Source organism: Allobosea sp. P5_A5, from assembly GCF_056400625.1.
Genome location: NZ_JBFUKY010000003.1, coordinates 365271 through 379279 on the forward strand (window position 1 = coordinate 365271; position 14009 = coordinate 379279).

13 protein-coding genes are annotated in these 14009 nt (G+C 66.7%); 8 read left to right on the top strand and 5 right to left on the bottom strand.

Annotated elements, in window-relative coordinates; all coding sequences use genetic code 11:
* The first annotated feature begins 48 nt into the window (after nucleotides 1–48).
* Together infA and AC1DR6_RS08605 are read left to right on the top strand one after the other, a co-directional pair.
* Nucleotides 49–318, top strand: a complete 270-nt coding sequence (gene infA, locus AC1DR6_RS08600; protein WP_476828777.1) for a translation initiation factor IF-1 — start codon at nucleotides 49–51, stop codon at nucleotides 316–318.
* A gap of 7 nt (nucleotides 319–325) precedes the next feature.
* Complete coding sequence (locus tag AC1DR6_RS08605) at nucleotides 326–592, top strand: hypothetical protein (RefSeq protein WP_476828778.1); 267 nt, start codon at nucleotides 326–328, stop codon at nucleotides 590–592.
* Nucleotides 593–749: 157 nt separating this feature from the next.
* Here AC1DR6_RS08605 and AC1DR6_RS08610 read toward each other — a convergent pair whose 3' ends face one another.
* Both AC1DR6_RS08610 and AC1DR6_RS08615 read right to left on the bottom strand, forming a co-directional pair.
* Nucleotides 750–1340 carry a hypothetical protein gene (locus AC1DR6_RS08610; protein WP_476828779.1) on the bottom strand — a complete coding sequence of 197 codons (591 nt, stop codon included), beginning with the start codon at nucleotides 1338–1340 and terminating at the stop codon, nucleotides 750–752.
* A 179-nt stretch (nucleotides 1341–1519) separates the two neighbouring features.
* The gene (locus AC1DR6_RS08615) at nucleotides 1520–2818 is read right to left on the bottom strand and encodes a cell wall hydrolase (RefSeq protein ID WP_476828780.1); all 1299 of its coding nucleotides are present in this window, start codon (nucleotides 2816–2818) and stop codon (nucleotides 1520–1522) included.
* 223 nt (nucleotides 2819–3041) lie between these two features.
* Here AC1DR6_RS08615 and AC1DR6_RS08620 point away from each other — a divergent pair, with 223 nt between their 5' ends.
* Nucleotides 3042–4283, top strand: coding sequence for an MFS transporter (locus AC1DR6_RS08620; RefSeq protein ID WP_476828781.1), 1242 nt, complete (start codon nucleotides 3042–3044; stop codon nucleotides 4281–4283).
* Nucleotides 4284–4298: 15 nt separating this feature from the next.
* Here the strand turns inward: AC1DR6_RS08620 and AC1DR6_RS08625 are convergent, their stop codons facing one another.
* Nucleotides 4299–5204, bottom strand: a complete 906-nt coding sequence (locus AC1DR6_RS08625; protein WP_476828782.1) for a LysR family transcriptional regulator — start codon at nucleotides 5202–5204, stop codon at nucleotides 4299–4301.
* A gap of 63 nt (nucleotides 5205–5267) precedes the next feature.
* Nucleotides 5268–6227 carry an L-threonylcarbamoyladenylate synthase gene (locus AC1DR6_RS08630; RefSeq protein WP_476828783.1) on the bottom strand — a complete coding sequence of 320 codons (960 nt, stop codon included), beginning with the start codon at nucleotides 6225–6227 and terminating at the stop codon, nucleotides 5268–5270.
* Between the two features lie 184 nt (nucleotides 6228–6411).
* Here AC1DR6_RS08630 and AC1DR6_RS08635 point away from each other — a divergent pair, with 184 nt between their 5' ends.
* Nucleotides 6412–8187: an acyl-CoA dehydrogenase gene (locus AC1DR6_RS08635; RefSeq protein WP_476828784.1), complete on the top strand. Its 1776-nt coding sequence runs from the start codon at nucleotides 6412–6414 to the stop codon at nucleotides 8185–8187.
* 20 nt (nucleotides 8188–8207) lie between these two features.
* Here the strand turns inward: AC1DR6_RS08635 and AC1DR6_RS08640 are convergent, their stop codons facing one another.
* Nucleotides 8208–8990, bottom strand: a complete 783-nt coding sequence (locus AC1DR6_RS08640) for a class I SAM-dependent methyltransferase (RefSeq protein ID WP_476828785.1) — start codon at nucleotides 8988–8990, stop codon at nucleotides 8208–8210.
* Nucleotides 8991–9262: 272 nt separating this feature from the next.
* Here AC1DR6_RS08640 and AC1DR6_RS08645 point away from each other — a divergent pair, with 272 nt between their 5' ends.
* The 4 genes from AC1DR6_RS08645 (at nucleotide 9263) to AC1DR6_RS08660 (ending at nucleotide 14006) form a co-directional block, all read left to right on the top strand.
* A complete protein-coding gene (locus AC1DR6_RS08645) occupies nucleotides 9263–10144 on the top strand; it encodes an SDR family NAD(P)-dependent oxidoreductase (RefSeq protein WP_476828999.1) in 882 nt (293 codons plus the stop codon).
* Nucleotides 10128–10988, top strand: a complete 861-nt coding sequence (locus tag AC1DR6_RS08650) for an SDR family oxidoreductase (RefSeq protein WP_476828786.1) — start codon at nucleotides 10128–10130, stop codon at nucleotides 10986–10988. The genes AC1DR6_RS08645 and AC1DR6_RS08650 overlap by 17 nt, the downstream gene beginning before the upstream one ends.
* Before the next feature lie 207 nt (nucleotides 10989–11195).
* A complete protein-coding gene (locus tag AC1DR6_RS08655) occupies nucleotides 11196–12185 on the top strand; it encodes a magnesium transporter CorA family protein (protein ID WP_476828787.1) in 990 nt (329 codons plus the stop codon).
* 42 nt (nucleotides 12186–12227) lie between these two features.
* Nucleotides 12228–14006 (top strand): SLC13 family permease, encoded by a 1779-nt coding sequence (locus tag AC1DR6_RS08660; protein ID WP_476828788.1) that lies wholly within the window; start codon nucleotides 12228–12230, stop codon nucleotides 14004–14006.
* Nucleotides 14007–14009: the final 3 nt, after the last annotated feature.

The following is a 14009-nucleotide window of genomic DNA, read 5'->3' on the forward strand; positions in this document are numbered from 1 at the left end:
CGGGCTTGAGCCCGCCCTCAGCGCCCCAGGGCTTACGAAGGACGACAGATGGCGAAAGAAGAACTGCTGGAATTCGACGGCACGGTGGTCGAAGTGCTGCCGGACGGCAATTACCGGGTCCAGCTCGACAACGAGCACATTATTCTGGCCTACGCAGCCGGCAAGATGAAGAAGAACCGTATTCGCACGATCGCGGGTGACCGCGTCGTCGTCGAGATGTCGCCCTACGACCTCGATCGCGGCCGGATCAACTTCCGCCAGAAGACCGCCGGCCCCGCTCCGGGCGGCCCGCCGCGCCAGAACTTCCGTCGCCGCTGAGGCGACGATGCGGCTGACGCGCAGCGAGCTGCTTTTCGTCGCACTGGGCGCCGTGCTTGGAGCTGTCGTCGCGTGGGCCTCCAGGTCGGGGTTTGTCGCGCGCGATGGCGCCTTCCCGCCCTTCGTCATCGTGCTTTTCGCGCTGGGATTGACCGAGCTCGTCGTGGGCTACGCTGTCGGCCGCGCGCCTGGCGCGCTGGTCGGCATGCCTGCTCGCTTCCTCGCCTTCGTCCTGGGCGTCGGCGTGTTCCTGCTCGGCGAACATTATCTCTGAGCGCGCGGTCGTCGAGCTACGACTCGCGCTGTCGCAATGTATGGAACGTGCAGGGACATCGGCCGACAGGCGCCCATAAAAAAGCCCCGGCGCGAGGCCGGGGCAAAGTGGTCGTTTCCGTGGATAAAGGGTCTACATAAATCCTTTGGTCTCGGGCTCAGTACCGCGCGCGGGACCAGTATTGCGAACCGGGGCTGACCAGCACCTGGCGCTGCCGTGTCTCGTAGGCTGCGGGAATCTCCTCTCGCACCACCTCGGTCGGGCGCACCATCACCTTGCGGGGACGCTGGCCATAGACGGCCGGGACGGTCTCGTAATCGACGCTGGCCGGTGCCACCTCGACGCGGCGGCTCTGATAGCCATACTGCGCGGGAACCTCGACCCAGCATCCCACCATGTTGCCATAGGCATCGCGGCTGACCTGCCATTGGCGCGAGGCGCCGGAGATCTGCACCTTCTCCGTCACGGTCTCGTAGACCGCCGTGCGATAATGCGGGATGCGACGCTCGGGGGCGACCAGCACGGTCTCCGTCACCGTCTCGTATTCGGCGGGGATGACCCGATGCTGCGTCTGCCCGGGGCGAACCTGCACGGTTTCATCGATCGTGCCGTAGACCGGAGGCGAGTTGACGAGGTTGTAGCAGGCCGAGCCGCGGCAGCCGCCGGCCTGTGCCGAACCTGCTCCGACGAGGATGGCGGCCGTGAAGGCCGAGGCGGCGATAAACCGAGAAGAAGGCGAGCGCAGCATGGTGAGCCTTGACCTGTCGTGTCCGGCGTCACGCGCCGTTTCGTTGAGGTCAAAAAGCCCGTTCGAAGTGATGAACGCAAGGTAAACGCTAAAACAAGGTAAAATTAACCAAGTCCGCCGCCAAAGCGGGATTTACCCGCCTTTCCGACAAGTCAATGATATCGCTTGTATTCGAGCGATCAGGTTTGCCCTGGCTTGAGCTGATAGAACACGTGCTGGCCGATGGTATCCATCTTCTTGAGACGCTTCGCCCAGCCCGGACGCACATATCGCGCGTGGTAATGCGTCGAGGCGCCGACCTCCGCAAGGTAGGTCGTGCCTTCGAAGACCTCGCGCGCGATTTTCACGGCATCGCGCCACGGGGCCGGTTCGGTGATGCGCAGCGACTTGCCTTCGCAGGTAAAGGTGAACTGGCAGGAGAGGTACCGGTTCGAGTTCTGGTAGACGACGCCGCAGATGCTGCTGGGATAGAGACCGCTCTTGGCCCGGTTCAGCACCACCTGCGCGACGGCGGCCTGACCCTCGGCCGATTCCGAACGCGCTTCGAAATATACCGCTTCGGCCAGGCAGCGCTGCTCGCGCGCCATGTCCTGCGGGGCGATCAGCCCGGTATAGATCTGCCGCTCGCCCGGCAGGGCCAGGCGCAGATCCCGCGTCGCCGGCGCCGAGACGAGCGAGATGAGGCCTTCGCCGGGACGCGCGACATGGCCGGAAAAGGCCGCGGGCGTCGTTTCCGCCATGGCGATCCGCGAGCTTGGCGTCGAGGAGCCGCGTTGCGCGGGCGTCGGCACCAGCGGCGAAGACCCGTCGATGCTTTCCAGATGCAGTTCGGCCTGTCGGGCGGAGATGATCTTCGGCTTGGGCGAAACCGGCGAGGAATCGGAGAGTGCCGGGTCGGTCAGGCCTTCGTCGACCGGCAGGGGCTCGAACCCGGTGGCCGGTCCGTCCATGTCGCTCCCGCGCGCCGCGTCCAGCAGGAAGCCGCCTGAGATCAGCTTGGGCTGCGTGTCCCCGAAGACGACCTGCTCGAGCTCGACGGAAGGGTGGCCGGAAAGGCCCGGCCTCAAGCTTGGCAGCATGTCGCCCTTGGCGCTGCGGTCGACCTGCGGGAAGCCTTCGACGACGCGCTTCATATCCTCGCGCGGCTGGCGGGGGTCGACGACGATCCGCCGTTCGGGGTCTTCGAAGGACAGGCGGGTGCGGATGATGGCCGAGCTCAGCGCAAGGCCGGGCAGGCGAAAGGCGCTGGCCGCGACCAGCATCGAAGGCCCTTCCGCCAGGTCCGAAGCCGGGCCGGGCGCCGCTCGGCCTATGGCTGTCGACGGCAGGCCGCCGGGACCGAAATTCTGGCCGGCAGACGCGGTGAAGGAGACCAGCATTCCCACGGCCAGGGCCCAGGGCGCCGTGGTGACGGCGGCCCATTTCAGCCCGAGCCGCGGCTTGCCGCGCTTGTATCTTTGGGGACGCAAATGACTCAAAACGACAGATCCGTCGCGGCACCACAAAAAGGAAAGGCGTCGCGCGAAGCAGCGCCCTTTCGTCTCTCCGTTATCCCCGGGTATGGTTGAGCAGCGGTTAACGCGACCTGTTTCGCGGTGGCTCATCTCGCTCCGTGATGTTCCGTTTCACGAAAACGCGCTGGCGAGGGGGGCGCGAGGCAACTAGCGTGTAGCCACACTTTGCGCCCCTCGGAGCCCCGCCATGTCCGCCACTCCAGCCCGCCCGGCGCGCGGCTACGCACCGGAGATCATCGTCGCGGCGGGTTGCCTGGTCGCCTTGATCAGCTTCGGCCCCCGCGCCAGCGCCGGCCTGTTCCAGATCCCGATGACGCTGCAGTTCCATTGGGGGCGCGACATCTTCGGCCTGGCGCTGGCGATCCAGAACCTGCTCTGGGGCTTGGGGGCGCCGTTTGCCGGCGCGATCGCCGACCGGTACGGCACCACCCGCGTGCTCTGTGTCGGCGCTGTGCTCTATGCCGCCGGGCTTGTGGTCATGGCCTATGCGACCACACCGCTGCAGCTGAATCTCGGCGCGGGCGTCCTGATCGGCTTCGGCCTCTCGGCCTGTTCCTTCAACCTCGTGCTCGCGGCTTTCGGCAAGTTGCTGCCCGAACAGTGGCGGCCGATGGCCTTCGGCGCAGGCACGGCGGCGGGCTCGTTCGGCCAGTTCCTGTTTCCGCCGATCGGCAATATCCTGATCGACACGCTCGGCTGGCAGCAGGCGCTCATCGTCTTCGCGATCACGCTGCTGCCGATCCTGCCGATTTCGATCATGCTGGCGACCCGCAAGACCGGCGCTGCGGCGATGGCGTCTGCCGCCAATCTGCCGAACCAGACGATCAGGCAGGCCTTGAGCGAGGCGCTGCGCCATCGCTCCTACGTCTTGCTGGTGCTCGGCTTCTTCACCTGCGGCTTCCAGCTTGCCTTCATCACCGTTCACATGCCGGCCTATCTTAAGGATGCTGGCCTGCCGGCCTGGGTCGGCGGCTGGACGCTTGCCGTGATCGGGCTGGCCAACGCCGTCGGCTCGCTCTCCTCGGGGTGGCTCTCGACGCGGATGCCGAAGCGCCATCTGCTGGCCTGGATTTATCTCGGCCGTGCGGTCGCCATCGCCGCCTTCATCATGCTGCCGCCGAGTCCCACGACTGCCATCAGCTTCGGCGTCGTCATCGGCCTGTTCTGGCTCTCGACCGTGCCGCCGACCTCCTCGCTCGTCATGCTGATGTTCGGCACGAAATACATGGCGATGCTCTACGGCTTCGCCTTCTTCTCGCATCAGGTCGGCGGTTTCCTCGGCGTTCTGCTCGGCGGGATATTCTACGAGTGGATGGGCAATTATCAGTTCGTCTGGTGGCTGTCGGTGGCGCTCGGTATCGCCTCGGCGTTGATCAACCTGCCCATCGTCGAGCGCCCGGTGGACAGGCCGGCGGCACAACCGGCCTGAGCGGGCCTGAGCCGCCTAGTCCGTCCCTTCGAACAACGGCCTGAGCCGCACCAGCTCGTTGCTGCAGAAATCCATGAAGGCGCGCACGCGCGGCACATGGCGGATGTCGGGATGGGTCAACACCCACAAGCCCGTCGCGAAATCGGGGTTGGGGCCGGCGAGCCGCGCGAGCCGGGGCCGCCGGTCGGCGATGAAGCAGGGCACGGGGCCGATGCCGAGCCCTTGTTCCACTGCTTCGGTCAGCCCCAGAACGGCTGAACTTTTCAGCGCGATCCGCTCCGGCGCGACATGCTCGCGGACGAAGCGGGCTGCCTTTACATGCGAGAGCTGGTCGCCGAGCGCCACCCAGTCGCGTTGGTAAAGCGCCGTGGGGTCGGCTTTCTCCGCCTCGTCGAGCATGTCCTCCTTGCGTCCGTAGATCGCCCAGGCCAGCGTTGCCACGCGTCGCCCGACCAGCGTCTCGCCCGGTGTGTCGCTGGCGCGGATCGCGACGTCGGCGTCGCGCTTGGAAAGGTTGAGCGCCTGGTTTCCGATGACGACATCGAGCCGGATCGCCGGGTGCTCACGGCGGAACGCTGCGAAGATCGGCATCAGTACATTGAGATGCAGCGTGTCGGTCGTGGTGATCCGCAATTCGCCGGCCGGCGCGACGTCGCGCCCCGCGAGCTTCCGCGAAAAGGCGGTGACGTCCTCGTCCATGCGCCCGGCCAGCGCCGCCATCTCGGCCCCGGCAACGGTCGCGACATAGCCGGTCTTGCGCCGCTCGAAGAGCGGCATGCCGACGATCTCCTCGATCTGCCCGAGCCGGCGGAAGACGGTGGAATGATTGACGGCCAGCGCCCCGGCGGCGCCTGTCAGCCCGTCATGATCGGCGATGGCCTTGACCAGCCTAAAATCGTCCCAGGCAAGTTTTGAATTCATCGGCGCGGCATCCTCCGCCGCCACGCAAGCCGAAATCTTGCAAACGTGCAAGAAAAGCCTGTTCTAGCGCGGCGCCGCGGCCCGCCTTAACCGGTCGTTGATCGCCTCGCCCAGGCCGGACGCCGGGATGCGCGCCACCGCGATCGTCTCCCTGCCGGTCTCGTCGAGCCGGCGTAGATGACCGAAGAGATTAGCCGCCGCCTCGCGAAGATCAGCGGCAGGGCTGAGGTTCAGCGCGCCGGCTTGAGCCTCGCCGGGGCCGAAGCCGAGCCAGGCCTCACCTTCGCCTGGACCTTCGGCGTCGAGCCTGACGCGTGCCGCTGGCGCGTAATGCGAGGCCAGCAACCCCGGCGAGATCGGGGCGTGCCCCGCATCGCCCGCAAGCCCCAGCTCACGGCCGAGGACGCGCTCGATCGCCTCGCGCGGCACGCCGCCCGGCCGCAGCAAGGTGGGTCCGGCATCGAGGCAGGCAATGATGGTCGATTCGACGCCGACCTCGGTCGGCCCCGCGTCCAGAACCGCATCGATCCGCCCGTCCAGATCCGCGAACACATGTGCGGCGCTGGTGGCGGAGATTCGGCCTGAGCGATTGGCGGAGGGAGCCGCGATCGGTCGCCCCACCGCGCGAAGAACAGCCTGCGCTACGGGATGGGCGGGCACGCGGAGCGCGACCGAGGCGAGGCCCGCCCGCGCCAGTTCGCTCACCGTGCAACCGGGCGTCGCGGGCACGACGAGCGTCAGCGGTCCCGGCCAGAAGGCTCGTGCCAGCTTGAGTGCATCGGAGTCGAACACGCCTTGCAGGCAGGCGGCATCGAGGTCGGGCAGATGCGAGATCAGCGGATTGAAGCTCGGCCGGTCCTTGGCCGCATAGATGCCTGCCACGGCCGTGCCGGACGTCGCATCGGCCGCGAGCCCATAGACGGTCTCGGTCGGCAGCGCGACGAGCCCCCCGGCGCGCAGGATCGCGGCCGCCTCGGTGATGCCGGCTTCGTCGGGTGCGAGCGACTTCGTCAGGCGAGGCAAGGAGGCGTTCAAGCGCGATTGACCATGGATCGTTTATATATAAACTAATGCCGATGCAGCCCGGGCAAGAAGGCTGCGCTCGCCCGCATGGCGAAGGGGATAGTTCCTCGCTACCATCGCGGCAACGGCAAAATCAGGCGCTGGACGCTCATGCGAGCGCATCGCGGCCGCAAGGGAGACGACCATGACCTATCGGGCCCCGGTCTCGGACATGCTGGCGACGATGCGCCATGTCGCCGGCCTCGACGCCTTGGCGGCCGATGGCCTGATGCCCGAGCTGGACGGCGGCGTGACCGAGGCCGTGCTGGACGAGGCGGCGAAATTCGCAGCCGACATCGTCGCACCGCTCAACCGCGTCGGGGATATCCATGGCTCTCGGCTGCAGGACGGCGCGGTGACGACCCCGCCGGGCTGGAAGGAAGCCTACACCGCCTGGGCGCAGGCCGGCTGGAACGCGCTGCCGGGCCCGGAAGCCTATGGCGGGCAAGGCCTGCCGACGCTGCTGCAATCGGCCTGCATCGAAATGTGGAACTCGGCGGCTTTCGCCTTCGCGCTCGGCCCGCTGCTGACGGTCGGCGCCATCGAGGCGATCCATGCCCATGGCTCGGACCACCTCAAGCAGACTTATCTTGCCAAGCTCGTCTCCGGCGAATGGATGGGCACGATGAACCTGACCGAGCCGCAGGCCGGCTCCGACCTCAACGCGCTGCGCTCGAAGGCCGAACGCCAGCCGGACGGCACCTACCGCATCACCGGCCAGAAGATCTACATCACCTATGGCGAACATGACCTGACTGATAACATCGTGCATCTGGTGCTGGCGCGCCTGCCCGATGCGCCTGCCGGCACGCGCGGCATCTCGCTGTTTCTTGTGCCGAAATATCTGGTGAATGCGGATGGTTCGCTTGGGCAGCATAACGATCTGCGCTGCTCCGGCATCGAGCACAAGCTCGGCATCCATGCCTCGCCGACCTGCTCCATGGCCTTCGGCGATCAGGGTGGTGCGATCGGCTGGTTGATCGGCGAGGAGAATCGCGGCCTCGCCTGCATGTTCACGATGATGAACAACGCCCGGCTCAACGTGGCGCTGCAGGGCGTCGCCATTGCCGAGCGCGCTTATCAGCAGGCTCTGGCCTTCGCGCAGGAGCGCCGGCAGGGCGTCGCGCTCGATGCTCCCAAGGGAGCCCCGATGAGCCCGATCATCGTGCACCCCGATGTGCGCCGTATGCTGATGGATATGCGCGCCAAAACTCAAGGAGCGCGCGCGATCTCCTACCGGCTCGCCGCCGAGCTCGACCGCTCCCACCGCGAAACGGACGCGGGCCGCCGCAAGGCTGCGGGCGAGCGCGCCGCGATCCTCACCCCGATCGCCAAGGCTTATGCCACCGATATCGGCATCGAGGTCGCCTCGACCGGCATCCAGATCCATGGCGGGATGGGCTTCGTCGAGGAGACCGGCGCGGCCCAGCACCTGCGCGATGCCCGCATCGCCGCGATCTATGAGGGCACCAACGGCATTCAGGCGATCGACCTCGTCACCCGCAAGCTCTCTTTGTCGGGCGGAAGCACCGTCCAGGCCCTGATCGGTGAGATGCGCGCGATCGTCGCCGAAGTCGAGCGCGCCAACACGCCGGGTTTTGGCCAAGCGGCCGTTCGTCTCGGCGCGGCCGTCGATGCGCTGGAGCGGGCGACCGAATGGATGCTCAGTGCAGTCGGCGGCAAACCTGTCGACGCGCTGGCAGGGGCGACACCCTATCTGAAGCTTTTCGCGCTGGCCCAGGGCGGGACCGGGCTGGCGAAGAAGGCGCTCGGGACGCGCGGCGAGGCCGACAACGCCGCCGACCTCGCCACGGCCCGGTTTTATGCCGAGTGCGTCGCCACGGAAGCGTCTTCGCTCGAGCTAGCGGTGACGGAAGGGGCCGGTGCGATTGCCGACGCGGCTGCGGTCTTCGCGGCGTGACCGCTCCGTCGTCGGGAGCGTCAGCCCGCCTTGCGCGCCCGCACATGCAGGAAAAGCGGCGCGATGCGCGTATCGGCCAGATAAGGCTCGGCCTCGGCCAGCGCCGCATCGACACGCGGCTCTCCCATATGTTCGATGGTCAGGCCCGTCGCGACGATCATCGCGACCCATTCGCTCAGCGTGCGATGGAAACGCGGCACCCTGAACGGCGCGACGTCGGCCTTGACGTGAGCCGGTGCGGCGCCGAAGCGCCAGGTCTCGATCTCGCCGTCGACACCGTCGAAATAGCGCCCGACCTCGATGGCGCGGACGGCCCCGGCCTCGTCGCGCAGAACCTTGCGATAGGGCGGCACGAAGCAGGGATGCAGGATCGAGAATTGCAGGAAGCCGCCGGGCTTCAGCACGCGCGCGGCCTCGCTCAGCGCCTTGTCCTGAAACGGCATGTCCATCAGCGACATGAAGGCGGTCGCGAAGTCGAAGCTCGCCTCGGCAAAGGGCAGGGCGGTGCCGTCCGCTTCGCGATAGACGATGCCGAGCGGACGCGCCGCTTCCGCTTCTTTGGCATGGCGGATGAAGGTCGGCGCCACATCGATCGCGGTCATCCGCGCCCCGGCCTCGGCGAGCTTGCGGGTGTTGCCACCCTCGCCGCAGCCGACATCGAGGCCGCTAAGCCCCGCGATCGGCGGCAGGGCCGCGAAAAACGCCGGCGTGTTCAGCGCGTCGCGATAGAGATCGTAGCCGGCGCGCGCATGGCGCGTCCATGTTTCGGCATTGGCCTCCCAGCAAGCGGCGGCACTGTCCATGGGTTGGCTCCATCGCAAGGGGAGGGGCGGTATAGGGAAGGCTGTCGGCCGTGGCCAGTCCATTGTCGGAAAAGCGCGAGCCATCCCGGGCGGAGCCCTCGGGTCCGATCTTCGATCGGCCCAAGGATAAACTCAGCGCAGACCCGGGATCCATTCCGGAGCATTGCCGATCAAAGCTCAGGCATGGATCCCGGATCGGCGCCGCTGGCGCGGCTTGTCCGGGATGACGGCGCGCAGGTGAAGAAAGTTTTTCCTTGGCCGGTGACATCGGGATGACCCCGACCGCGCCAAATCTCTCAAACCGCATCTGCCTTGTCGCCGGCGCCTCGCGCGGGCTGGGGCGCGGCATCGCCAAGGCGCTCGGCGCGGCCGGCGCGACCGTGATCGTTACAGGCCGCTCCAGCGAGGCGGGCCCGCGCACCGACCAGCGCTCCGAGACCTTCGAGGACACGGCCCGCGAGGTCGAGGCGGCCGGCGGCAACGGACATCCCTATCGCTGCGACCACACCAGCGAGCGTGAGGTCGACGGCCTTGTCTCCTGGGCGCTGCGCCGCTTCGGCCGGCTCGACTGCGTCGTCGATGCCGTCTGGGGCGGCAATGAGGGTTATGACGGCGAGCGCTATCCCGACGGATCCGGTTACGGCACCCCATTCTGGCGCCGGCCGGTGGCACGGTTGGGCGAGAGCTTCGAGGCCGGCGTCTATGCCCAGCTCTTGCTGGCGCGGGCCGTCGCGCCGGCGATGGTCCAGATGCGCGCCGGCCTGATCGTCACGGTCAGCTTCGACACGGCCGGCGGCTATCTCGGGGACGTCTTCTACGATCTCGCCAAAACGGCGATGAACCGTCTGACTTTCGCGATGGCGCAGGAACTCGAACCCTTCGGCGTGACCGCGCTCGGCCTGTCTCCCGGCCATGTCCTGACGGAGCGCGTGCGTGACGCGGGGCTGGCGGCAAATACGACCGAGACGCCGCTTTATGCCGGCCGTGCCGTCGCGGCGCTGGTTGCCGATCCGGAGGTGGCACGCCATGCCGGACGGGTGCTCCATGTCGCCGATCTGGCTCGCGCCTACGGCTTCACCGACCGGGACGGCACGCAGCCGGGCCGCTACGCGATTTCAGCATCAGAGGGAGGCGACGATGTCGCTCAAGGGTAAGACGCTCTTCATCACCGGTGGGTCGCGCGGTATCGGCCTTGCCATCGCACTTCGTGCCGCGAAGGACGGCGCCAACATCACCATCGCCGCGAAGACGGCCGAGCCGCATCCCAAGCTGCCCGGCACGATCCATACCGCAGCCGCCGAGATCGAGGCCGCCGGCGGCCAATGCCTGCCGCTGATGGTCGATGTCCGCGACGAGCAGAGCGTGGCCGAGGCGATCGCCAGGACGGCCGAGACCTTCGGCGGCATCGATATCGTCGTGAACAATGCCAGCGCCATCCAGCTCAGCAACACCCAGACGACCGACATGAAGCGGTTTGATCTGATGCACCAGATCAACACGCGCGGCACCTTCATGGTCTCGAAATACGCGATTCCCCATCTCGAAAAGGCGGAGAACCCGCACATTCTGATGCTCTCGCCGCCGCTCGACATGTCGATGCGCTGGTTCGCGCCGCATCTGGCCTATTCGATCGCAAAATATGGCATGAGCCTCTGCGTGCTCGGCCTTGCCGGCGAGCTGGCGCCCAAGGGCATCGCGGTCAACGCGCTCTGGCCGCGCACCACGATCGCCACGGCAGCCGTCCAGAATCTGCTCGGCGGCGACAAGATGGTCCAGGCCAGCCGCACGCCGGAGATGATCGCCGACGCCGCGCACATGATCTTCGGCAAGCCCTCGCGCGAGTTCTCCGGCCAGTTCCTGATCGACGACAGCTTCATGGCCGGTGAGGGGGTCAAGGACTTCACGGCTTATCGCGTCGACCCTTCCGTGCCGCTGATGCCGGATTTCTTCGTGCCGGCGGATTCCAAGCCGCCTGAGGGCGTGCTGGGCGGAGTCTGACCTCTCGCTCGATGCGAGCGCCCGTCATCGGGAGCGTTGCGGCAAAAGCCACGGAACATCCTGCGCCGCCGCGTCTTAAAGGGGCTCGTCGCTTCGCATCGCGCCATGACGGAGGAGCCGTATGTCACCGCATATCGCCCGGTTTGACATCCCGCCTCGAACCGTTCTCCTGCGCTGCTCTGTCCGCGGCGCAGCGAGATTCGACCTATGCTGACGATCCATCGCATCTGCCCGGATACGGGCGACAAGCTGCGCCCCGCGCAGCCTGAAACCGGCAAGGCCTTCCCTGACGACGCGATCTGGATCGATCTCCTCAATCCGACGCCGGACGAGGATAAGGCCCTGGAAGCCCATCTCGGCATTTCGATCCCGACGCGGGAGGAAATGCACGATCTTGAGCCGTCCGAGATCATCTATACCGAGAACGCCGCGCATTACATGACCGTGCGCGTCATCTGCCAGTCGGACACGATCGTCCCCAAGCTCGCCGACATCACCTTTATTCTGACGGAGAAGCTGCTGGTGACGGTTCGCTATGACGAGCCGGGCGCGTTCAATATCTTCCTCAATCGCTCGACCAAGCCCGGCGGCTGCGGCGGCCAGCCTGAGGCGGTTCTCGACGGGCTGATCGAGGCCATCGTCGACCGGGCCGCGGAAGTGCTGCGCGCCGTCGGCGACAAGATCGACATGGCGTCGCGCCGCATCTTCGCCGGCCGGGCGAAGGATGTGGAGCAGGGCGGCGCCTATCAGGTCGTGATCCAGCATATCGGCCAGCACGAACACATCATCTCCAACGTGCGCGAGAGCATGGTCTCGATCGAGCGCGTGCTGCTGTTCCTCTCGGCGAACTATACCCGGCCGAAGAAGGCGCAGGCCGCCTTCGCGGCGGAGTGGCGCTCGACGGTGCGCGACGTGCAGGCGATCGAGGAACACGCCACGTTCCTCTCCAACAAGCTGCAGTTCATGCTCGACGCCACGCTGGGCCTGGTCTCGATCGAGCAGAACAAGATCATCAAGCTGTTCTCGGTCGTCTCCGTCGCGCTGATGCCGCCGACGCTGATCGCCTCGATCTACGGCATGAACTTCAAGGTCATGCCCGAGTTGGACTGGCGGTGGGGATACCCCATGGCGCTGGCGTCGATGGTCGTCTTCGCGGTGCTTCCCTACATGTTCTTCCGCTGGAAGAAGTGGCTCTGATCGGCACGGCGTTTTCGTCGCCCGGAAAGTTGTTCGCCTGACATGACGACGCCTCAGATACTCTCCGTCTCGCTCGTGCTGGCGATGATGGCGGCGTTCCTCTGGGGACGCCTCCGTTACGACATCGTCGCCATGATCGCGCTGCTGGCAGGCGTGGTGCTCGGCATCGTTCCGATGAAGAACGCATTTTCGGGGTTCTCGGACGACATCGTCATCATCGTCGGCAGTGCGCTGGTCCTCAGCGCGGCGGTGGCCCGCTCGCGCGTTATCGAGCGGCTGGTCGGGAAGCTGTCCGTCGAGGGCGCTTCGACGCAGATGCAGGTCGGGCTTTTGGTCGTTATCGTCGCCGTGATGTCGGCGATCATCAAGAACATCGGTGCATTGGCGATGATGCTGCCGATCGCCTATCAGCTTGCCCGCAAGGGCGGAAAGTCGCCCTCGGTCTTCCTGATGCCGATGGCGTTCGCCTCGCTGCTGGGCGGTGTCGCGACGCTCGTGGGCACCTCGCCGAACGTGATCGTCGCCCGCGTGCGAGCCGAGCTTATCGGCAGGCCTTTCTCGATGTTCGATTTCACGCCCGTCGGAATCGTCGTCGCCGTCGCAGGCTGCGCCTTCCTGGCGATCGGCTATCGGCTGCTGCCGAAGGATCGCAAGGGCGCGGTCTCGCTGGATCAGGCAATCGAGATCAAGGACTACATCACCGAAGCCGATCTCGGCGCGAATTCCGCGCTGGCCGGCAAGACCGTTGCCGATCTGAAGGCGCTTGGCGGGGGAGATGTCGAGATCGTCGCCATCCTGCGCGACAAGCGCCGGCTCAGGGCCCCGCTGCCGGATGCGATATTGAGCCCGAGCGACACGCTGCTCCTGCGCGGCGAGGCCGATGTTCTGGAGCGCGTCATTGCGGAGGGTGGGCTCGAGCTGGATGGCTCGCGTCGTCCCACCCAGAAGAACGACGCTTTCGACCCTGATCTCGTCAGCGAGGCGATCGTCGGGCCCAATTCGGTCCTGATCGGCCAATCAGCCGGCGACCTTGGCCTGCACGCCCGCTTCGGCGTCAATCTCATCGCGATCAGCCGGTCTGGGGAACGGTTTTCGCAGCGCCTGCGCGACATTCGCATCCGCGCCGGCGACATCGTCGCGATCCAGGGCGACGAGAAGCTCCTGCCGGAGAAGCTTGGCGAACTCGCCCTGCTGCCGCTGGCCGAGCGCGCGGTCTCGCTGGGATCGACGCGCCGCGCGCTGGTCACGGTCGCCATCGTCCTGGCGGCGGTCGTGACGCTGGCCGCTGGGCTCGCGCCGGTGCCGCTGGTGTTCTTCGCCGCCGCGGTCGCGCTCATCACCTTCCGCTGCGTGCCGCTGCGGGAGGCTTATTCCAGCATCGATGCACCGATCCTGCTGATGCTGGCAGCGTTGATTCCCGTCAGCGATACGCTTCGTTCCACCGGTGCGACCGATGTCTTCGCCGCGTGGCTGGCGCAGGTCGGGGCAGGGCTGCCGGGCTGGGCCTCCGTCGCGTTGATCATGGCTGCGGCGATGGCCGTCACGCCCTTCCTCAACAACGCCGCGACTGTGCTCGTCATGGCGCCGATCGGGGCGGGCTTCGCCACCAACCTTGGCTATAACCCCGACGCTTTCCTGATGGCGGTGGCGCTGGGCGCCGCGAGCGATTTCCTGACGCCCATCGGCCACCAGTGCAACACACTGGTGATGGGGCCGGGCGGCTATCGCTTCAGCGATTATTCGCGCCTGGGCGCCCCGCTTTCCCTCATCGTGCTGCTGGTGGCCGTGCCGATGATCCTGCTGATTTGGCCGCTGCGCTGAGCG